Source organism: Bradyrhizobium sp. RD5-C2, assembly GCF_019972155.1.
In the GTDB taxonomy this organism is placed as follows: Bacteria; Pseudomonadota; Alphaproteobacteria; order Rhizobiales; family Xanthobacteraceae; genus Bradyrhizobium.
The window spans coordinates 78,431-97,247 of sequence record NZ_BOVL01000056.1 but is presented as its reverse complement, the minus strand read 5'-3'; the positions used below and the strand labels follow the sequence as shown (position 1 = coordinate 97,247).

The window sequence follows — 18,817 nt, the reverse complement described above, 5'->3', positions numbered from 1 at the left end:
GCGGTTATCCTTGGAAGTTGTCCTTGGAGCGCCCCATCAGATCGATGAAGACGTCTTCGAGCGACGGCTCGCTCGGCTGCCAGCGCCACTTCGAATTGCCGCGGTAGGGCGCGATGGCAGCCTCGAGCGCCGCCTTGTCGCGGCCGGAGACGTGGAGGCTGGTGCCGAACGGCGCCACCATGTCGACGCCGGGCTTGCCTGACAGTTCGGCCATCAGCCCGTTGAAGTCTTCGCCCGTCACCGTCCAGGTCGACAGCGCGGAAGCCGCGATCACCTCGTCTACCGTGCCGTGGGCCAGAAGATGGCCGTAGGCGATGTAGGCGATCTCATGACAGCGCTCGGCCTCGTCCATGTAATGGGTCGAGACCAGCACGGTGAGGCCTTCGGCCGCGAGCGCGTGGATCTCGTTCCAGAAATCGCGCCGCGCCTTGGGATCGACGCCGGCGGTCGGCTCGTCCAGCAGCAGCAATTGCGGATTGGGCAGCGTGCAGGCGCCGAGCGCCAGCCGCTGCTTCCAGCCGCCGGAGAGATTCGCGGCGAGCTGCTCCTCGCGGCCCTTCAATCCGATCCGCGCGATCATGTCGGCCGCGGCGCCGCGCGCGTCCGGCATGCCATAGAGCCGCGCGACGAACTCCAGATTCTCGCGCACCGACAGATCCTGGTAGAGGCTGAAGCGCTGCGTCATGTAGCCGACCTTGCGCTTGATCTTGTCGGCATCGCGCCGGATGTCGTAGCCGAGGCAGGTGCCCTCGCCGCTGTCGGGTGTCAGCAGGCCACACAGGATGCGGATGGTGGTGGTCTTGCCGCTGCCGTTGGGGCCGAGGAAGCCGTAGATCGAGCCGCGCTTGACCTGCATCGACAGGTCGTGGACCACCTCGCGCCCATTGAACGATTTGGTCAGTCCCTTCACATCGATCGCGATGGGCGATGCGTTGGACTGCGCGCTGGTCGGACCGCCGTTCATCTGCGCTCCGCCATCGGCGTCTTGGGGTTGAGGTAGATGCTGATCGGCTGGCCGACGCGCAGGACATCGGGTCGGCTCGGCCGCGCCTGGATCAGATAGACCAGCTTGTTGCGCTCATCGAGGCTGTAGATGACGGGCGGCGTGTACTCCGCCGTGGTGGCGATGAAGTAGATCTTCGCGGTGAGATCATTAGCGCAATTGTCGCAGGTCACCCTGACCTCGTCACCGAGCGCGAGCTTCGGCAGCTCGGTCTCCGGCACGAAGAAGCGCAACTTCATGTTGCCGGGCGGCATGATCGACAGCACCGGCCGCTGCGCCTGCACCATCTCGCCCTCGCGGAAATAGATCTGCTGGATCGCGCCCGCGATCGGCGCAAAGCCCTTGCGGCGGTCGAGCCGGGTCTGCGAGGTGACGACGCGCGCTTCCGCGACGCGCAACGCCGAGACGGCGGAATCCAGATTGGCCTGGGTGCCGGCGCCGGTGCCGCGCAGCGAGGCCGCGCGGTCATAACTCTGCTGCGCGTTAGCCAGGGTCGCATTGTTCTGGTTGAGATCGGCGCGCTGCAAATCATCGTCGACCGAGTAGAGCTGATCGCCGGGCTTGACCTCGTCGCCCTCGCGCACGTTGAGCTTGATGACGCGACCGGATTCATCCGGGCTGACGAAGATCATGTCGGCCTCGACCCAGCCCTGGAAGCCGGGGTCGCGCTTCTCCTTGCAGCCGGCGAGCGCCGCCGCCAGCGCGACGGCCGCGATCAGCTTCATCATGCGCGACGCGGTCATGTCTTCCTCCGTTCGCCGAAGATCAGATCGAGATGAACCTTGAACATCGCGAGCCCGTCGAGCGGCGCGTGCCGGGCAAACAGGCTCTGCCAGATCACCGCGACGATCGCGGGCGCGACGACCAGTTGCGGGAAATCCCCGAGCTCCCGCTGCTTGATCTCGCCGCGCGTGATCGCGAGTTGGACCAGCGCCTTCATGCCGGCCAGGCCCTTCGACACCACCTCGCGGAAATAGAAATCGGCGATCGCCGGAAAGCGCGGCCCTTCGGACACGATCAAGCGGATGATGTCGCCGCGCCGGGTCGCCACGACCTCGCGCATGAAGGTCTCGGCAAACCCCTCCACCGCATCGCGCACGGGACCGGTGATGGTCGGCAGCGCGGTCAAGCGGCCGATCAGCGGCACCAGCGCGGTGCGGATCAGCTCCTCGAACATCGATTCCTTGTCCTTGAAGTAGAGGTAGAGCGTGCCCTTGGCGACGCCCGCCCGCTTGGCGACGTCGTCGAGCCGGGTCGCGGCAAAGCCGCGTGCGATGAACTCGTCCATCGCCGCCTCGATGATCGCCGCGCGCCGCTCGGCGGATTTCCCGGCGCGGCTCGCAGCCGGCTTCGCCTCAGGCAGTGTTGCCGAGGCCACCTTCGGGATCCTCGCCGCCGCGGCCCGGACGGTGGTCCGGCGCTCGGCGGGCTGGGTGCGGGTCGGCTTCTGGGGGCGCTTTGTCATGGGTACAATATGACTGACTGGTCAGTCATTGTCAATGAGATCGAGGAAAACGTCCGCCGGCGCCAGCTGTTCCTGTTGCGGGTTCAGGCTGGCATCCGCGCATACGACCGCGATCCCGCGGCCTAACCACCCGAGCTTGCTACTTATTCCCACCCATCTGTGGATCAGGGGCGCAGCGAAAGCCGGGTCCGATCGCCACATGGGTCCCGCACAACAAGCAACACCCTCTTCGTCATTCCGGGGCGTGCGAAGCACGAGCCCGGAATCCATCGGACCACAAAACAAATGGTTGAATGGATTCCGGGCTCTCGCTCCGCGAGCCCCGGAATGACGACGGAAGGAGTTGGGTCGCTACGTGTGAAACTTCAGCCCATCGAGGATCTTGTCGACCACCTTGCGCTCGGCGCGCAAGGCAAGGCCGACCAGGTTGAGTTCAGTGCGTGCCACCGCCCTCACCACCTCGCGGTTGGCGGCATCATGCGTAGTCTTGAACATGTCCTCGGTGTAGAGCGCAGGTTTCACGTCGCGCGCCAGCGCGCGTTCCAGCGCGCGCGACAACTGCGCGCGGTCGGCGCCATAGATCAGGATCGGCTGGCCGATCAGGGACAGATATTTGGTCCCCGAGCCGTCCTCGTAATTCTCGCCGATGCATTCGGGGAAGGAAGCTGCGATGCCACCGGCGAGAAACGACGCCACGTTGAGCTTCTGCCAGACTTCCAGGTCGGTGCGGATCACGACCGCGATCTTGGTGTCGAACTGCATGCGGCAAGTCTAGCCGCACGCAGGTGGCGAGTACCAGTCCGCACGGTGCAGATCTCATCTGCCCATTGGGCGCTGACGTTCGTTTCCTGCAGCGCCGCCGTGCGCGACCTCGGCGAGCTGCCCCAGGTCGAGGATACGGACGCCGCCGCGCCGGCATTGAATAACCTCATCCCGCTCGAGGTGTCGGAGCAGCTCGTTCACGGTCTGGCGGCTGAGCGAGAGCATCATGCCGAGCCGCTCCTGCGAGACGCGCAGGCTGTATGACGGCGCGGCCTTGCGCTGGCCATAGCCTTCCAACAGGTTGATCAGGCAGCGCGCCAGCCGCACCCGCGGCGGCTCCAGCGCCATATCCTCCAGCAGCGTGAGCGCGATCCGCAGCTTGCGCACCAACAGCAACCCGAGTTGCCGCCATCGCCCGGGATCGTCGGCGAGGATCTTCGTCAAGTGGCGCAGCGGCAGATGCAGCACGGTCGAAGCCAGGTCGGCGAGCGCATCGTGGGTGCGCTGGCCGCCGTCGAACAGCCCGATCTCGCCGAACCATTGCGGCGCCTCGACCAGCGCGGCGATCGATCCACGGCCCGATGGCGCGCTGCCGCTGAAGCAGACCGCGCCCGACAGCACGCAATAGATGCCGTCGCAGGGATCGCCACGGTGGAACACTGCGCCGCCGGCCGGCAGCGTCATTACGCGCGACGACACGACGATCGCCTGCTGGAATGCAGGATCGAGCGCGGCAAACCATTCGCTGCTCTCGAGCACGGCGCGTTGGGCAGGCGTCATCGCAACCGATCGGCCGGCCTCGCTCGTCGCTGCTTTCGCCTGCATCACATCCCCGTGCTCTGTGTCGGGCCGCCGACAGACGGCCGGTGCATGATGCGGTTATGCCACGGCCCACGCAACATCAGTGGGTGCCGTGAATGATCTCGCTACGAAGGAACTGGAAGCTCGCTTCGGCCATGGCCTGCCTTGGATCGGCCGCCGCATTCGTCGGCCGCGACGCCCTGGCCCGCGCCGCCGGCGTTCCCGTGCATTTTGCCAGCCACCAGCTGTGCTCGGCGACCTTCGTGGCCGGCCTCGACCCGACGCAATTCTTCGACGAGGCGATCAAGCCCAAGCTCGGCCCGCTCGGCGGTCTGCTGCGCTACGAGGTCGACCGCCGGCACCGGGAGGTGCGGACCAGCCTCGCCGGCCTGATCGAGAGCCGTGCGGTGCATGACGGCCCGTTCGGATGCCGCGTGCTGCATCCCGGACGCGAGGCGCGCTTCTTCCGCGGCGACGCCGGCGATCCGACGTCGTCAAGCGCGGGGCTACCGCCGCTCGCAGGTCCCGACGTCGTCGCGCCGGTGAACGCCGGATTGGCCGATGCGCTGGACCATGCGTTCGCCGAATCCGACACAGGGCCGCGCCGTTTCACCAAGGCCGTCGTGGTCCTGCAACACGGTCACATCGTCGGCGAGCGTTATGCGCCGGGGGTAACGCCGGCGACGCCGTTGATCGGCTGGTCGATGACCAAATCGGTGACCAATGCGTTGCTCGGGATTCTGGTACGGAGCGGAAAGCTCGACATGCATGCGTCGGCGCCGATCGCCGAATGGTCGAAGCCGCAGGACCCGCGGCGGCCAATCACGCCAGATCAGCTGCTGCGCATGACGAGCGGTCTCAGCGGCGGCGACTCGGCGCACACCTCGGGATTCTCGACCATCTTCGATCCCGACACCCAGATGGAATACGACATGGCCGACCAGTCGGGCTTCGCGGCCAGCCTGGGCTTGCGGGCAAAACCGGGCGAGGAGTGGCGCTACACCAACTGCAATTTCGTGCTGCTGTCGCGGATCATCCGCAACCTGGCCGGCGGGACGGCCGACGCGACACGGCAGTTCATCACGCGCGAATTGTTCGAACCGCTCGGCTTCCGGCACGCCACGCTGGAATATGACAGCGCCGGCGTTCCGCTCGGCACGATCCATCTCTGGGCCAGCGCCCGCGACTGGGCGCGTTTCGGCCAGTTCTACCTGCGAGACGGCGTCACCGAGCGCGGGCGTCGCCTGCTGCCCGAGGGCTGGGTCGATTATGCGTCGACGCTGACGCCGCCAAGCGCCGAGGAATACAGCTACGGTGCCGGCTTCTGGACCCAGCGCGGTGATGCGCCCGCCGCGCGCAGCCGCATCGCCGGCGGCTTTCCGGCCGACAGTTTCATGGCCGCCGGCAGCCAGGGCCAGTACACCATCGTAATTCCGTCGCAGGATCTCGTGATCGTCCGGATCGGCTGGTCCTATACGCCAAACGACGACCGCGTCGCGACCGAGCGGCTGGTGCGGGAAACCATCGCGGCGTTGCAGGTGGAGAAATGATCAACGGATGGCGCGCCGGCTCCGCCTACCCCTTGGCGTCGCAGGCCCAGGCGCGGATCACGCATTCCTTGCCGCCGTAGTCGTAGCATTTCTTGGTCGCGGCATTGAGCGAGCTCGAGATCTTCGGCGCCACTGCGTAGCCATGGGCGCCGCAGGGATTCTTCATGTCGACCGCAAGCGCGGCGCAGGCGCGCTTCATGGTGACCGTGGTGCAATCGCCCTTGCACTGCTTCAGCGCCGCGGCGCGCGCCGCGCCCTCCGCCGGATAGTCGTAGGCCTGGCCATACGCCCCGCATTTGCCGACCGCGAACGCGCCGGCGGCGTGAGCCTTGGGGACGAAGGTTTCCACGGAGAAACGCGTGGCACCGAGCAGCAATGTCAGGACGAGAATCGTCAGCGCGCGACGCTGCGCGGCGGCGGTCGAAATGATCAAGCGGAAATCCCCCAAAGTCCGGCGCGGACTGTACGCAGGGGTCGTTTCCAGATGGTGAATGACGGGTTGAAGCGAGTTCTATCTGCACGTCGTCCCGGCCTTCGCCGGGACGACGGCGGATGGAGCTAGCCCCGCCTTGCCGCTTCCAGCGCCTGCGGCGTGTCGATGTCGAGGAAGGCGCTGTTGCCTTCGACCGGGACCTCCGCGACCACCTCGGCATGCTTGGCGATCAGATGACGGGCGCCGATGTCGCCGTCGAGCGTCATCAATTCCCTGAAGAAGCGCCGCGACCACAACACCGGATTGCCGCGGCGGCCCTCGCTGACGGGGACCGCGATCAGATGGCCGCGGTCGGGCGCGAAGTTTTCGATCAGGCGATCGATCAGCTTCGAATCGATCAGCGGCATGTCACCGAGGCAGACCACCGCGCCATCGACGCCGTCGGAGACCGCCGAGATGCCGGCTTTCACCGAGCTGGCAAGGCCACCGGCGAAATCCGGGTTGCGGACGAACCTGACCTTGAGTCCATCAAGCGCCTGCTCGACGAGCGTGGCCTGGTGCCCGGTGACGACGATCACCTCCGAGGCCTTCGAGGCCAGCGCCTGCTCGGCGACGATGCGCGCGAGCTTCTTGCCGTCGAGCTCGGCGAGCAGCTTGTTCGGACCGCCCATCCGGGTCGAACGTCCGGCAGCGAGCACGATCGCCGCGACGTTGCGGTTGCCTTCGGTGTCGGGGACGGTGCGCGGCTGCGGCCGCGTCACGATCTCCATCAGAAGACCGCCGACGCCCATGCCGGTGAGATCGGACCGCGTCACCTTGATGCCGGCGAGCAGCCGCATCAGCACCCAGTCAAAACCGTTCTCGACCGGCGAGCGCGCGCAGCCCGGCGCGCCCAGCACCGGCACGCCGCCGGCGCTGCCGATCAACAGCAGATTGCCGGGATCGACCGGCATGCCGAAATGCTCGATGGCGCCGCCGATCTCGGTGATGGCGGCCGGGATCACGTCGCGGCGGTCGGCGATCGCGGACGCCCCGAACACGATGACGAGTTCGGCCCCGAGGCCGAGCAATTCCTCGATCGAGGCCGCGAGCACGGTTTCATCATGCGGCACGCGGCGCTCGGCGATGATGGTGGCGCCGGCCGGCGCCAGACGTTCGGCGGTGACGCGCAGCGTCTTGTCGATCACCTTCGGCGCGAGGCCCGGCAGCAGGGTCGAGACCACGCCGACCTTCTTGATCGTGTAGGGCGCGATCCGCAGCGTGCCCTTGCCGGCGACGGCCACGGCCGCATCGCGTAAGCGGCCCTCGACGCCGAACGGGATCAGCTTGACGGTCGCGATCATCTCGCCTTCGACCACCGGCTTGAACGCCGCAAGCGTCGCAAAGGTGATGGCCTCGTCGACGCCGTTGATGCGATCGACCGCGGCGCGGTCGACCACCAGCACGCCGGGGCGCGCCGCGAACAGATTGGCGCGGCCGGTGAAGGCGCGCTCGACATTGACGCCCTCGCCCGCCACTGCCTGCGCGATGCTGGCGGCCGCGACGTCCTCGGAGACATCGCCCTCCTCGAGCCGCACCACGACGACGTCCTCGACGCCGGCCCTGGTCAGCGCCTCGACCTCGTCAGGGCCGATCGTGGTGCCCTTCTTGAGCACCAGCGTGCCCTGGCGGAGCGTATGCACGGTGACGCCGCCAATCGCGTCGGCCGGACTGGCGGGACCGAACTTCATGCCGCTTCTTCTTTTTCCTTGGGAGGCAAACGCAGCTGCGCGGTGATTTCGGCCATGATCGCGACCGCGATCTCCGACGGCGACACCGCGCCGATGTCCAGCCCGATCGGCGCGTGGATGCGCGCGATGTCGCTGTCCTTGGCGCCCTGCGCGCGCAGCCGCTCTGCGCGCTTGGCGTGCGTCTTCCGCGAGCCGAGGGCGCCGATGTAGAAGCAGTCGCGGTCGAAGGCGTGCAGCAGCGCCGGATCGTCGATCTTCGGATCATGCGTTACCGCGACGAACGCGGTGTAGTGATCGACGTTGAGCGGCGGCAGCGCGACATCGGGCCATTCGGCGACCAGCGGCACGTCGGGGAAACGCTCCGGGCTTGCAAACGCCGTGCGCGGATCGACCACGGTCACGTCATAGTCGAGCGAGCGCGCCAGCGGCGCCAGGGCCTGGCTGATATGGACCGCACCGATGATCACGAGCTTTGCGGTCGGCGCGTAGACGTTGAGGAACAGTTTTTTGCCTGCAACCTCGACATTGCCACTCTTGCCCATCCTGAGCTGCTTTGACAGTTCGGCGCGCAGCGGATCGGCGGCGATGTCCGCAGCCTTCACCAGGCGCTGCTCGCCATTGGCGGTGTCGGTGACGATGACGACCGGACGGCGCGCGGCGCGTTCGGCGTTGAGCTCTTTGAGGATCTCGAGTTTCACGGCTAACCGACCTTCTCGACGAAGACGCGGATGGTGCCGCCGCAGGACAGGCCGACATTCCAGGCCGTCTCGTCGGCGACGCCGAATTCGAGCATTTTGGGCTGGCCGCTCGCGATCACATCGAGCGCCTCGGTGACCACGGCGCCTTCGACGCAGCCGCCCGAGACCGAGCCCAAGAACGTGCCGTCGTCATTGATGACGAGGCTCGAGCCGGCCGGGCGCGGCGCCGAGCCCCAGGTCTCGACCACGGTGGCGAGCGCCACGCCATGGCCCTGTTTCTGCCAGGTCTCGGCGGCCTGAAGGATGTCTTCGTCGCGGTTCAGCATGGTGGCCTCCTGCTATCGGGTCAGGCTTCTTAGGCTACAGAGCGGATCAGGCTGCGGTGGTGCGCCGGTGGCGGAGATGACAGCGCCCCGATCAAGCCCTTGATGGACGTCAAGTTATGCACCGGGCGAAATTCGTCAACGTGGGGCAGCATCATTTTGATGCCCTGCGCCTTGGCCTCGAAGCCCGAATAGCGCAGCAGCGGGTTGAGCCAGATCAGGCGGCGGCAGGAGCGGTGCAAACGGTCCATCTCGAAGGCCAGTTTGGCATCGGCCTCGCGTTCTAGTCCATCGGATATAAGGAGGACGATGGCGCCCTGCCCGAGCACCCGGCGGGCCCAGAGCTGGTTGAAGGTATGCAGCGAGGTCGCGATCCGTGTCCCGCCGGCCCAGTCTTCCACCGACGAAGTGCAGCTCGCCAGCGCCTCGTCCGGGTCACGCGCCCGTAACGCGCGCGTCACATTGGTCAGGCGGGTGCCGAACAGGAACACCGAGACCCGCTTGCGGTAGTCGGTGATGGCATGCAGGAAGTGCAGGAACAGGCGGGTGTACTCGCTCATCGAACCGGAGATGTCGAGCAGCGCCACGATCGGCGCCGGCTTCTCGATCCGGCCGAGCTTCCTGATATCGATGATCTCGCCGCCGGTGCGCAGCGAATTGCGCACGGTGCGCCGCATATCGAGCCGCAAGCCGCGCGCGTCCGGCTGGTAGCGGCGGGTGACGAGCTCGGCCTGCGGCAGCCGCATCCTGGCGATCTCGCGCGTCACCTCGGCGATCTCGGCCGCGGTCATCTGCGCAAAATCCTTCTTCTGCAGCACCTCCTTGTCGGAGACCGAGAGCTTCAGCTCCTGCTCCTGGGCCTGCGGCCGCTCCTCACTCTTCGCCGGCGGCGCCATCGCCTCCTGGACGCGGCGCGAGGCCGGCGGCGGCTTCTTCTTGGCGTGGTCGGGCAGCGGGACCGAATCCAGCATGCTCTTCCACTCCTCGGCGGCGCGGAAGAACAGCTCGAAAGCCTGGCGGAAGATCAGCGCATGCTCATGGCGCTTGACGAAGATCGCCTCCAGCGTGGCGTAGAAGTCCAGGCGATGGCCGACCTCGATCAACTGCAGCGCGTCGAGCGCATCGATCACCGAGCCCGGCCCCACGGGAAGCCCGGCCGCCCGCAGCGCGCGGGCAAAGCCGATCACGTTGTCGGCCATGTGGCCGGTCGGAGGCGCGAGGTGGTTGATGGGCATCGAACTATCCACTCCCGTCATTCCGAGGATCGCGAAGCGAGAGCCCGGAATCCATACTCACGATGGTGGTTATGGATTCCGGGCTCGCGCCAAGTGGCGCGCCCCGGAATGACGAACGATGTTGTAACGCGCGCGACCCAGCTAGTCGCTCGTCGCTTCCTTCAATGTCTTCTGCAACGCATCGCCCTGCATCCGCGCGATGTCGTCCTGATACTTGAGCAGCGCGCCCAGCGTGTCGCCGACCACCTGCGGCGTCAACGAGCGCGCGTCGAGCTCGGACAGCGCGGTGGCCCAGTCGATGGTCTCGGCGACTCCAGGCGACTTGTAGAAATCCTGGTTGCGCAGCGCCTGCACGAAGCGGACGACCTGCTGCGACAGTTTTGCGGAAATGTTCGGCACCCGCGACTTGACGATCGCAAGCTCGCGGTCGGCCGTGGGATAATCCACCCAGTGATAGAGGCAGCGCCGCTTCAGCGCGTCGTGGATCTCGCGGGTGCGGTTCGAGGTGATGATGACGATCGGCGGCGCCGGCGCCTTCACGGTGCCGAGCTCGGGGATCGTGACCTGGAAGTCGCTGAGGATTTCCAGGAGATACGCCTCGAACGCCTCGTCGGCGCGGTCGAGTTCGTCGATCAGCAGCACCGGCGGGCCCGCGACGTCAGGCTCAAGCGCCTGCAGCAGCGGCCGCTTGATCAGGAAGCGCTCGGCGAAAATGTCGCTCGCGAGCTGGTCGCGATCGGTATCGCCGGAGGCTTCCGCGAGCCGGATCGCGATCATCTGCGCCGCGCTGCTCCACTCATAGACGGCAGAGGCAACATCGAGACCTTCATAGCACTGCAGGCGGATCAGCTTGCGCCCGAGCGCCGCCGACAGGACCTTTGCGATCTCGGTCTTGCCGACACCGGCCTCGCCTTCGAGGAACAGCGGCCGCCCCATGCGCAGCGCGAGATACGTCACGGTCGCGAGCGACCGTTCGGCGAGATAGCCGCGCGACGTCAAGAGCTGCTCGAGCGCATCGACGGAAGTGGGTAACGCCGATGCACTCATGGAACAGCCAGTCTTCGAACAGGGGTTAGCAACATCACGCGTCAGATCTAGTCCTTGGGATCGAGTTCGGATCTAGTCCCTTGGATCTAGTCCTTAGCTAGTCCTTGGCGTTGGCGGCTTCCACCGCCCTGCGCGTCAGAACGCCGATCAGATGCGCGCGGTATTCCGCGCTGCCGTGCAGGTCGCTGTTCAGCCCGTCGGACGGAACCGCGATGCCGTCGAGCACCTTGTGCGAGAAGCGCTTCTTCAGGGCCTCCTCGAACGCGGCGACGCGGAACACGCCGTCCGAGCCCGCACCGGTGACCGCGACGCGCACGTCGGACGGACGCTTGGCCACGAACACACCGACCAACGCGTAGCGCGAGGCCTGGTTGCGGAACTTCACATAGGCCGCCTTCTTCGGCAGCGGGAACATCACCTTGGTGATGATCTCGTCGGCCTCCAGCGCGGTCGTGAACAGGCCCTGGAAATACTCCTCGGCCTTGAGGCGGCGCTTGTTGGTGACGATGGTCGCGCCAAGCGCCAGCACCGCGGCCGGATAGTCCGCGGTCGGGTCGTTGTTGGCGAGCGAGCCGCCGATAGTGCCGCGGTGGCGCACGGCGGGATCGCCGATCATGCCGGCAAGCTCGGCCAGCGCCGGGATCGCCTCGCCCACGATCGCGGAGTTCGCGACCTCGGCGTGCTTGGCGGTGGCGCCGATCACCAGCGAGCGGCCCTTCATCTCGATCGTGTCGAGACCTTCAATGTGTGAGAGGTCGACCAGATGCGGCGGGCTCGCGAGCCGCTGCTTCATGACCGGCACCAGCGTGTGGCCGCCGGCGATCAGCTTGGCGTCCTCGTTCTTCACCAGCAGATTGGCAGCCTGCCGCACGGTGCCGGGACGATGATATTTGAATTCGTACATTGGAATGTCCTGATCGCGTGTCGCGACGAATTGCTGATTAGGCGAGGTCCGATTTGGCCATCGCCTTGGCGCCGGCGGCGATCGAAGCAACGATGTTCTGGTAGCCGGTGCAGCGGCACAGATTGCCTTCCAGCTCCTCGCGGATCACCTCGTCGGAGAGGTCGTGACCCTTGCGGTGGACGAGGTCGACGGCGGTCATGATCATGCCAGGCGTGCAGAAGCCGCATTGCAGGCCGTGATGCTCGCGGAAGGCCTCCTGCATCGGATGCAGCGGCGCGCCATCGGCTGCCAGCCCCTCGATGGTCTTGACCTCATGACCGTCGGCCATCACCGCAAGCGTCGTGCACGACTTCACCGCCTTGCCGTCCAGATGCACGACGCAGGCGCCGCACTGCGAGGTGTCGCAGCCGACATGGGTACCTGTCAGCCGCAGATTTTCGCGCAGAAACTGGACCAGAAGGGTACGGGGGTCGACATTCGCGTTAACGGGGTTGCCGTTCACGATCATTGAAATCTTGGCCATCAGCACTCTCTTATCTGCCCCACCGCATATCGGCGAAGCAGGCGGTTTAAAATCATTCCACACGGCATAATATGGGTGCGCCCCGCGATGGGCAACCTTTCGAGCCACCCATCCAGGACATGGCCGGACTTAAAAAATCCAGCCGGAAAGCAGGGCTAACCCTGCACCGCTTTGGCGAAATTTGCAAAAAACTCGTCCGCCAGCTTCTTGGCGGCGCCGTTGATCAGGCGCTGGCCGAGCTGGGCGAGCTTGCCGCCGATCTGCGCCTCCACGTTGTAGCTCAAGAGCGTGCCGCCATCCTTGTCGGCGAGGCCGACGGTGGCGCCGCCCTTGGCGAAGCCGGCGACTCCGCCCTCGCCTTCACCCGAGATCTTGTAGCCGTTCGGCGGGTCGAGATCGCTCAACGTGACCTTGCCCTTGAAGCGGGCGGAGACCGGGCCGACCTTCATCTTGGCGGTGGCGCGGAAGCCGCCCTCGTCGGTCTTCTCCAGCTCTTCGCAGCCGGGAATGCAGGCCTTCAGCACTTCGGGATCGTTGAGCTTGTCCCACACAGCCTGGCGCGGCGCTGCAAGCTGGACTTCGCCGGTCATTGTCATGGCCATGGGGGACCTCCTCGATCGCAAGAAACCTTTGCCCCCAAGTAAAGCAGCCCGGGCGCAAAGGAAAGGCCACCTTCGGAGGATGAGCGATGCATATTCGCAACCGCAGCAAGACGCGTCCGCCGTTCACGAAATCGCGCGTTCGCTTGCTGAATTTGACGGCAGCGCAGGGGCATTGGCAGCGACGCGCAGGAATGGTTAGGTCGCGCGCCATGAGCACAGCCCTGTCCCCCCTGCTTGCGCCGATGCTGTCGAGCGCCGCGATGCGCGCGGTGTGCGACGACGCAGCCACCCTGCAAAACATGCTGGATTTCGAGGCCGCACTGGCCCGTGCCGAAGTGGCCTGCGGGGTGATTCCCGCAGCCAGCGCGGGACCGATTGCCGCGGCCTGCAAGGCCGAATCATTCGACCGCGCCGCGCTGGCCGATGCCGCGACGCGATCGGGCAATCTGGCGATTCCGCTAGTGAAGGCCCTGACCGCCAACGTCGCCAAAAAGGATGCCGAGGCGGCGCGCTACGTGCATTGGGGTGCGACCAGCCAGGACGTGATCGACACCGCGACCATGCTGTCGTTGCGCGCCGGCATCGATGCGCTGCTCACAGACCTCGACCGCGCCGTTGCGGGCTTTGCCGGGCTTGCGCGTACCCATCGTGACACCGCGGTGGTGGCGCGGACCTGGCTGCAGCACGCGCTGCCGATGCCGTTCGGCCTCAAGCTCGCCGAATATGCCGCAGCCCTGCATCGCTCCCGCAAGCGCTTGCTGCGCCTGCGCCGCGAGACGCTGGCCGTGCAATTCGGCGGCGCCGCCGGCACGCTCGCCGCGCTCGGCGACAAGGGCCTCGCGGTCGCCGAAGCGCTTGCGAAAGAACTGGACCTGCCGCTGCCGGATGCGCCCTGGCACACCCACCGCGACCGCATCGCGGAGGCCGCGTCGGTGTTTGCGATCCTCGCCGGCAGCTGCGGCAAGATCGCCCGCGACGTCTCGCTGATGATGCAGACCGATGTCGGCGAAGCCTTCGAGCCCGCGGGCGCCGGCCGCGGCGGCTCCTCCACCATGCCGCACAAGCGCAATCCCGTCGCCGCCGCGAGCGCGCTGGGGGCTGCGACCATGGCGCCCAACCTCGCGGCCACGATCTTCGCCGCGCAGGTGCAGGACCATGAGCGCAGCGCCGGCCCATGGCATGCGGAATGGCCGACATTGCCGACTTTGATGCTGGTGACTTCGGGCGCGCTCGCCGCCATCGTCGATCTCGCCGAAGGGCTCGAGGTCGATGCGGCGCGGATGCGCGTCAATCTCGATGCGACCCACGGGCTGATCATGGCGGAAGCCGTCACCTTTGCGCTCGCCGAAAAGGTCGGCAAGAGCGACGCTCATCATCTGATCGAGGCCGCGAGCAAGAAGGCGGTCGCCGAGAAGAAGCATTTGCGCGACGTGCTGTCGGCGGATGCAAAGGTCACCGCGCATCTCGACGCCAAGAAAATCGCGGAGCTGTTCGAGCCGATGGCCTATCAGGGCGCCTCGCAGGCGCTGATCGACCGTTTGCTGGCTTCGCTGGACGAGAAATAGCGAAGGTGTCATTGCCGGGCTTGACTCGGCAATCCATCATCGCAAAGAGACTCATTCTCGATGGATGCGCGGATCAAGTCCGCGCATGACAAGGAGTGCACGATGCCGATGATCAACGCCGACGGATGCCTGCTCAACGTCCAGGTGGACGGCCGCGACGGCGGACCGACCTTGATGCTGTCGAATTCGCTCGGCTGCACCCTGCAGATGTGGGAGCCGCAGATGCGGGCGCTGACGCAGATGTTCCGCGTCATCCGCTACGATCGGCGCGGCCACGGCAAATCCGGCGTGCCGGCGGGCCCCTACTCGATGGAACGGTTCGGCCGCGACGTGCTCGCGATCCTCGACGACCTCAACATCGAGAAGGTGCATTGGTGCGGCCTGTCGATGGGCGGCATGGTCGGGCAATGGTTAGGGGCCAACGCGCCCGACAGATTCGGCAAGATCATCCTCGCCAACACTGCCTGCTACTATCCTGATCCGACCAACTGGCTGAACCGCATCAAGGCGGTGAAGCAAGGCGGCATCGCCGCCGTCGCCGATGCCGTGATCGCGGGCTGGCTGACTGCCGACTTCCGCGAGCGCGAACCCGAGACCGCGGCGCGCATGAAGGCGATGCTGCTGGCCTCGCCTGTCGAGGGCTATCTCGCCTGCTGCGAAGCGCTGTCGACGCTCGACCAGCGCGCGCTGCTGCCCAGGATCAAGAGCCCGACGCTGGTGATCGCGGGAAAGCAGGACATGGCAACGCCCGTGTCGGCGGGTGAGATGATCCGCAGCGGCATTCCCGGCGCCAGCATGACGCTGCTCGATGCCGCGCACATCTCCAATGTCGAGCAGTCACACGCCTTCACCGAAGCCGTGGTCGGCTTCCTGACGCAACGTTAACGACCATCGTCATTCCGGGGCGATGCGAAGCATCGAACCCGGAATCTCGATCCGCATCCACAACTTCGAGATTCCGGGTTCGGTCCTGCGGACCGCCCCGGAATGACGTACCCCGGAGAGACATCAATGGACGACAATCAACGCCGCGACGACGGCATGACGCAGCGCCGCAAGGTGCTCGGCAATGAATGGGTCGACAAGTCGATCAAGAACCGCAACGCGTTCAACACCGACTTCCAGGACCTGATCACGCGCTATGCGTGGGGCGACATCTGGACCCGGCCGCATTTCGATCACCGCACGCGCCGCGTGCTGGTGATCGGCACCATGGTCGCGCTCGGCCAGTGGGACGAATTTCGCCTGCACGTGCGCGCAGCGCTCAGCGAAGGCGGTTTCACGCCCGAGGACATCAAGGAGATCCTGCTGCAGCAGGCGATCTATTGCGGCGTGCCCGCGGCCAATCATGCCGTCAAGGAAGCCGGCGCGATCATCGCGGAACTAGGGCTGCTGAAGGGATAGCTCGCCGGCCGGTGCGCCCGCCTCGGCGGCAGGTGGCGTAGCAGCGGACGACTCGGCGGATCGCTTCGGCGAGGTCTCGAACAGCATCACGATCGCGGTGCCGAGCAGCATCAGAAGCTCGGCCGCATGCATGCGCAGTGCTTCGATCTCGCCAACCTTGGACGCCATCATCATGCTGGCAAAGCTCAGCACGCTGCCGAGGCACAGCGCCACCGCCAGCGCCTCGTCGCCGCCGCGGCTGTTCTTGCGCAGCGGCGAGAACGCGGTCATCGCGAGGAAGACCGCGAAGAACGCCACCACCGTGATCCGCGCCAGCGCCAGCAGCCATGCTAGTCGCACCGTCGCCATCTTGCCGAGATGCAGATAGTCGTTGGCGTAGAACGCAATCGATACGCTCGGCCGCTCATAGAGGCCGTGGATCGGCGATACCATGATGCTGAAGGAGATGATGGTCCAGACCGGAATGAAATAGGCCGCAAGCAGCGCGCCGTTGAAGGAGCTGATCCGCCAGTTGCTCGACATTGCCGCTTCCCGCTTCTCTCCGGCGCCCTTTGGAGCGGCGACGGTTCAGCCTGCGAGGTAACGCCGATCGATTGCCGGCAGCAATTTAAACCCTTTGTTAAGGTTAAGCGCGGTGCGATGGTTCCGAATCGATGCCGATCGGGCTCGGCCAGCAGCTGCGCCGGGCAGGAATAAGGGGGTAAAATGACCGAAAGAACCCGCGTTTTCGTCGCAACGCCGTGCTTCGGCGGCGACCTGAAGATGGCCTATGTGCTGTCCGCCCTGAAGCTTCAGGCCGCAGCCACTGCCCGGGGCATCGACATCCAGTTCCACCTGATCGGAAACGAATCGCTGATCGTGCGCGCCCGGAACGAGTTGGCTCACCAATTCCTTGCATCCGGCGCCAGCCATCTCCTGTTCATCGATGCCGATATCGGGTTCGAACCCGAGTCCGTCTTCCGGCTGCTGGATTGCGACGCCGAGGTTTCGGCCGCGGCCTACCCGCTCAAGCACATCGATTGGGCAAAGGTGCAGCGCGCTGCTGAGGCCAAGCGGCAGAACCTCGCGTCATCCTCGCTGGACTATGTCGTCACATGGGAGGGCGATCAGATCACGGCGCGCGGCGACGGCTTCGCCAAGGTCCGATATGCCGGAACCGGCTTCCTGATGATGAAGCGATCCGCCCTCGTCCGGCTGTGCGACGCCCATCCCGAACTCAAATATCGGGCGAACCACAAGAGCAACGACTTGAACACCGGCGACCTGGTTCGCGCCGACCTCGACCGCGTCTCGCTGTTCGAATGCATGATCGACAAGAAGACCGGCGAGTATCTATCCGAAGACTACGCCTTCTGCCGGCGCTGGCTCGATCTCGGCGGCGAAATCTGGCTCGACCTTCGAAGCGAGCTCACGCATTTCGGTTCATACGCCTTCCGCGGCCGCTTCGCCGATCAGTTGGCCTGAACAGAGAGCAGAAACAAACGAGCTAACAAAAGGGCTTCGCCGTTCGGCGAGACCCCTCTTGTTGCGCCTGCTCAATTGCTCGGCACCAGCGCTCCGGATTGGGCTTCTGGCCCTGCCGGCCCGCATCCTGCTGCTCCCCGGGGCTTCTGACCGCCGCCTGGCTCGGCCAACACGGGTTCCGGCGTGATCATTGCAAGGCAACGAGGTGTCGCCCCTGTGACATCGGAACCGCACCCGCCGAAGTAGTTATGTACAAGCCCTTATCTGCTGCTGCCACGCTGTTGCCGCCGCCGGGGTTCCACTGTTAGAAAATACCACGACGCGACGGATCAGGCTGCCGGGGGGCCCTCGGCGCGTCACCCCTCGAGTTACGGCAGCGCATGGATTATTTCGCCCAGCAACTGATCAACGGCCTCGTGCTCGGTTCGATCTACGGCCTGATCGCCATCGGCTACACGATGGTCTACGGCATCGTCGGCATGATCAACTTCGCCCATGGCGACATCTTCATGATCGGCGGCTTCATCGCGCTGATCTCGTTTTTGGTGCTGGTGTCGCTCGGCCTCACCGCGATCCCCCTGATCCTGCTGATCGTGCTGCTGGTCTCTATGGCGATCACCGCGCTCTATGGCTGGACCATCGAACGCATCGCCTACCGGCCCTTGCGGCATTCGTTCCGCCTCGCGCCGATGCTGTCGGCGATCGGCATGTCGTTTGTGCTGACCAACTTCTCGCAGGTGTCGCAGGGCGCGCGCGTCAAGCCGGTGCCGCCGATCATCACCGGCGGCTACACGCTGCATGAGGGCGCGCAAGGCTTCGCCGTGCAGCTCTCCAACATCCAGATCATGGTCGTCCTCGCCACCATCGTGGTGCTGGCGCTGTTCACCTGGCTGGTGTCGCGCACCCGGCTCGGGCGCGACATGCGCGCCTGCGAGCAGGACCAGACCATGGCCGCACTGCTCGGCGTCGACGTCGACCGCACCATCTCGATGACCTTCGTGATCGGTGCCGCGCTCGCCGCCGTCGCCGGCATGATGTACCTACTGTACTACGGCCTGGTCGATTTCTTCATGGGCTTCGTCGCCGGCATCAAGGCGTTCACCGCCGCCGTGCTCGGCGGCATCGGCTCGCTGCCGGGCGCGATGCTCGGCGGGCTTGCGATCGGCCTGATCGAAACGTTCTGGTCGGCCTATTTCTCGGTGGAGTACAAGGACGTCGCCGCGTTCTCGATCCTGATCGTGGTGCTGATCTTCATGCCGACCGGCCTGCTTGGCCGTCCCGAAGTCGAAAAAGTCTGACAGGCACTTC

The 18,817-nt window shown here is 65.8% G+C and carries 21 protein-coding genes; 6 read left to right on the top strand and 15 right to left on the bottom strand.

Annotated elements, in window-relative coordinates; all coding sequences use genetic code 11:
* Positions 1–4: 4 nt before the first annotated feature.
* From BraRD5C2_RS35110 to BraRD5C2_RS35090, 5 genes are all read right to left on the bottom strand, one after another.
* On the bottom strand, positions 5–964 hold the full coding sequence (locus tag BraRD5C2_RS35110; RefSeq protein ID WP_223976241.1) for an ABC transporter ATP-binding protein: 960 nt from the start codon (positions 962–964) through the stop codon (positions 5–7).
* Positions 961–1,746, bottom strand: a complete 786-nt coding sequence (locus BraRD5C2_RS35105) for an HlyD family secretion protein (protein WP_223976239.1) — start codon at positions 1,744–1,746, stop codon at positions 961–963. The genes BraRD5C2_RS35110 and BraRD5C2_RS35105 overlap by 4 nt, the downstream gene beginning before the upstream one ends.
* A complete protein-coding gene (locus tag BraRD5C2_RS35100) occupies positions 1,743–2,468 on the bottom strand; it encodes a TetR/AcrR family transcriptional regulator (protein ID WP_223976236.1) in 726 nt (241 codons plus the stop codon). Before BraRD5C2_RS35100 ends, BraRD5C2_RS35105 begins: the two co-directional genes overlap by 4 nt.
* A gap of 351 nt (positions 2,469–2,819) precedes the next feature.
* Positions 2,820–3,230 carry a DUF2000 family protein gene (locus tag BraRD5C2_RS35095; RefSeq protein WP_223976233.1) on the bottom strand — a complete coding sequence of 137 codons (411 nt, stop codon included), beginning with the start codon at positions 3,228–3,230 and terminating at the stop codon, positions 2,820–2,822.
* Positions 3,231–3,284: 54 nt separating this feature from the next.
* Positions 3,285–4,055: a Crp/Fnr family transcriptional regulator gene (locus tag BraRD5C2_RS35090; protein ID WP_223976231.1), complete on the bottom strand. Its 771-nt coding sequence runs from the start codon at positions 4,053–4,055 to the stop codon at positions 3,285–3,287.
* Between the two features lie 92 nt (positions 4,056–4,147).
* Here BraRD5C2_RS35090 and BraRD5C2_RS35085 point away from each other — a divergent pair, with 92 nt between their 5' ends.
* A complete protein-coding gene (locus tag BraRD5C2_RS35085) occupies positions 4,148–5,581 on the top strand; it encodes a serine hydrolase domain-containing protein (RefSeq protein ID WP_223976228.1) in 1,434 nt (477 codons plus the stop codon).
* A 25-nt stretch (positions 5,582–5,606) separates the two neighbouring features.
* Here BraRD5C2_RS35085 and BraRD5C2_RS35080 read toward each other — a convergent pair whose 3' ends face one another.
* The 9 genes from BraRD5C2_RS35080 to BraRD5C2_RS35040 all read right to left on the bottom strand — a co-directional run bounded on the left by BraRD5C2_RS35080 (position 5,607) and on the right by BraRD5C2_RS35040 (position 13,076).
* Entirely contained in the window at positions 5,607–5,957 is a 351-nt protein-coding gene (locus BraRD5C2_RS35080) for a DUF4189 domain-containing protein (protein ID WP_374708091.1), read from the bottom strand.
* Positions 5,958–6,139: 182 nt separating this feature from the next.
* A complete protein-coding gene (locus BraRD5C2_RS35075) occupies positions 6,140–7,744 on the bottom strand; it encodes an NTP transferase domain-containing protein (protein WP_223976226.1) in 1,605 nt (534 codons plus the stop codon).
* Positions 7,741–8,442, bottom strand: coding sequence for an XdhC family protein (locus BraRD5C2_RS35070; protein ID WP_223976223.1), 702 nt, complete (start codon positions 8,440–8,442; stop codon positions 7,741–7,743). The genes BraRD5C2_RS35075 and BraRD5C2_RS35070 overlap by 4 nt, the downstream gene beginning before the upstream one ends.
* Before the next feature lie 2 nt (positions 8,443–8,444).
* Positions 8,445–8,768 carry an XdhC family protein gene (locus tag BraRD5C2_RS35065; protein ID WP_021077800.1) on the bottom strand — a complete coding sequence of 108 codons (324 nt, stop codon included), beginning with the start codon at positions 8,766–8,768 and terminating at the stop codon, positions 8,445–8,447.
* A 29-nt stretch (positions 8,769–8,797) separates the two neighbouring features.
* Entirely contained in the window at positions 8,798–10,000 is a 1,203-nt protein-coding gene (locus BraRD5C2_RS35060; RefSeq protein ID WP_223976220.1) for a vWA domain-containing protein, read from the bottom strand.
* 141 nt (positions 10,001–10,141) lie between these two features.
* Positions 10,142–11,047 (bottom strand): AAA family ATPase, encoded by a 906-nt coding sequence (locus BraRD5C2_RS35055; RefSeq protein WP_223976218.1) that lies wholly within the window; start codon positions 11,045–11,047, stop codon positions 10,142–10,144.
* 97 nt (positions 11,048–11,144) lie between these two features.
* Complete coding sequence (locus BraRD5C2_RS35050; RefSeq protein ID WP_223976215.1) at positions 11,145–11,951, bottom strand: FAD binding domain-containing protein; 807 nt, start codon at positions 11,949–11,951, stop codon at positions 11,145–11,147.
* A gap of 37 nt (positions 11,952–11,988) precedes the next feature.
* Positions 11,989–12,474 carry a (2Fe-2S)-binding protein gene (locus BraRD5C2_RS35045; RefSeq protein ID WP_021077804.1) on the bottom strand — a complete coding sequence of 162 codons (486 nt, stop codon included), beginning with the start codon at positions 12,472–12,474 and terminating at the stop codon, positions 11,989–11,991.
* A 155-nt stretch (positions 12,475–12,629) separates the two neighbouring features.
* Entirely contained in the window at positions 12,630–13,076 is a 447-nt protein-coding gene (locus BraRD5C2_RS35040; RefSeq protein WP_016840413.1) for an SRPBCC family protein, read from the bottom strand.
* 209 nt (positions 13,077–13,285) lie between these two features.
* On the opposite strand from BraRD5C2_RS35040, the gene BraRD5C2_RS35035 reads away from it, so the two are divergent.
* The 3 genes from BraRD5C2_RS35035 to BraRD5C2_RS35025 all read left to right on the top strand — a co-directional run bounded on the left by BraRD5C2_RS35035 (position 13,286) and on the right by BraRD5C2_RS35025 (position 16,045).
* Positions 13,286–14,641 (top strand): 3-carboxy-cis,cis-muconate cycloisomerase, encoded by a 1,356-nt coding sequence (locus tag BraRD5C2_RS35035; protein ID WP_223976213.1) that lies wholly within the window; start codon positions 13,286–13,288, stop codon positions 14,639–14,641.
* Between the two features lie 102 nt (positions 14,642–14,743).
* Positions 14,744–15,526 (top strand): 3-oxoadipate enol-lactonase, encoded by a 783-nt coding sequence (gene pcaD / locus BraRD5C2_RS35030; RefSeq protein ID WP_223976211.1) that lies wholly within the window; start codon positions 14,744–14,746, stop codon positions 15,524–15,526.
* 126 nt (positions 15,527–15,652) lie between these two features.
* On the top strand, positions 15,653–16,045 hold the full coding sequence (locus tag BraRD5C2_RS35025) for a carboxymuconolactone decarboxylase family protein (protein ID WP_173637433.1): 393 nt from the start codon (positions 15,653–15,655) through the stop codon (positions 16,043–16,045).
* On the opposite strand, the gene BraRD5C2_RS35020 is transcribed toward BraRD5C2_RS35025, so the two are convergent.
* Positions 16,025–16,567, bottom strand: coding sequence for a hypothetical protein (locus tag BraRD5C2_RS35020; RefSeq protein WP_223976209.1), 543 nt, complete (start codon positions 16,565–16,567; stop codon positions 16,025–16,027). The genes BraRD5C2_RS35025 and BraRD5C2_RS35020 overlap by 21 nt on opposite strands.
* 183 nt (positions 16,568–16,750) lie before the next feature.
* Here BraRD5C2_RS35020 and BraRD5C2_RS35015 point away from each other — a divergent pair, with 183 nt between their 5' ends.
* Positions 16,751–17,509, top strand: a complete 759-nt coding sequence (locus BraRD5C2_RS35015; protein ID WP_223976207.1) for a hypothetical protein — start codon at positions 16,751–16,753, stop codon at positions 17,507–17,509.
* Between the two features lie 380 nt (positions 17,510–17,889).
* Positions 17,890–18,807: an ABC transporter permease subunit gene (locus BraRD5C2_RS35010; RefSeq protein ID WP_223976205.1), complete on the top strand. Its 918-nt coding sequence runs from the start codon at positions 17,890–17,892 to the stop codon at positions 18,805–18,807.
* Positions 18,808–18,817 lie beyond the last annotated feature (10 nt).

Excerpts from the sequence above, each read along its gene's own strand:
- BraRD5C2_RS35110 (WP_223976241.1), bottom strand. The coding sequence starts at position 964 with ATGAACGGCGGTCCGACCAGCGCGCAGTCCAACGCATCGCCCATCGCG.
- BraRD5C2_RS35105 (WP_223976239.1), bottom strand. The coding sequence starts at position 1,746 with ATGACCGCGTCGCGCATGATGAAGCTGATCGCGGCCGTCGCGCTGGCG.
- BraRD5C2_RS35100 (WP_223976236.1), bottom strand. The coding sequence starts at position 2,468 with ATGACAAAGCGCCCCCAGAAGCCGACCCGCACCCAGCCCGCCGAGCGC.
- BraRD5C2_RS35095 (WP_223976233.1), bottom strand. The coding sequence starts at position 3,230 with ATGCAGTTCGACACCAAGATCGCGGTCGTGATCCGCACCGACCTGGAA.
- BraRD5C2_RS35090 (WP_223976231.1), bottom strand. The coding sequence starts at position 4,055 with ATGCAGGCGAAAGCAGCGACGAGCGAGGCCGGCCGATCGGTTGCGATG.
- BraRD5C2_RS35085 (WP_223976228.1), top strand. The coding sequence starts at position 4,148 with ATGATCTCGCTACGAAGGAACTGGAAGCTCGCTTCGGCCATGGCCTGC.
- BraRD5C2_RS35075 (WP_223976226.1), bottom strand. The coding sequence starts at position 7,744 with ATGAAGTTCGGTCCCGCCAGTCCGGCCGACGCGATTGGCGGCGTCACC.
- BraRD5C2_RS35065 (WP_021077800.1), bottom strand. The coding sequence starts at position 8,768 with ATGCTGAACCGCGACGAAGACATCCTTCAGGCCGCCGAGACCTGGCAG.
- BraRD5C2_RS35060 (WP_223976220.1), bottom strand. The coding sequence starts at position 10,000 with ATGCCCATCAACCACCTCGCGCCTCCGACCGGCCACATGGCCGACAAC.
- BraRD5C2_RS35055 (WP_223976218.1), bottom strand. The coding sequence starts at position 11,047 with ATGAGTGCATCGGCGTTACCCACTTCCGTCGATGCGCTCGAGCAGCTC.
- BraRD5C2_RS35050 (WP_223976215.1), bottom strand. The coding sequence starts at position 11,951 with ATGTACGAATTCAAATATCATCGTCCCGGCACCGTGCGGCAGGCTGCC.
- BraRD5C2_RS35045 (WP_021077804.1), bottom strand. The coding sequence starts at position 12,474 with ATGGCCAAGATTTCAATGATCGTGAACGGCAACCCCGTTAACGCGAAT.
- BraRD5C2_RS35040 (WP_016840413.1), bottom strand. The coding sequence starts at position 13,076 with ATGGCCATGACAATGACCGGCGAAGTCCAGCTTGCAGCGCCGCGCCAG.
- BraRD5C2_RS35035 (WP_223976213.1), top strand. The coding sequence starts at position 13,286 with ATGAGCACAGCCCTGTCCCCCCTGCTTGCGCCGATGCTGTCGAGCGCC.
- pcaD (WP_223976211.1), top strand. The coding sequence starts at position 14,744 with ATGCCGATGATCAACGCCGACGGATGCCTGCTCAACGTCCAGGTGGAC.
- BraRD5C2_RS35025 (WP_173637433.1), top strand. The coding sequence starts at position 15,653 with ATGGACGACAATCAACGCCGCGACGACGGCATGACGCAGCGCCGCAAG.
- BraRD5C2_RS35020 (WP_223976209.1), bottom strand. The coding sequence starts at position 16,567 with ATGTCGAGCAACTGGCGGATCAGCTCCTTCAACGGCGCGCTGCTTGCG.
- BraRD5C2_RS35015 (WP_223976207.1), top strand. The coding sequence starts at position 16,751 with ATGACCGAAAGAACCCGCGTTTTCGTCGCAACGCCGTGCTTCGGCGGC.
- BraRD5C2_RS35010 (WP_223976205.1), top strand. The coding sequence starts at position 17,890 with ATGGATTATTTCGCCCAGCAACTGATCAACGGCCTCGTGCTCGGTTCG.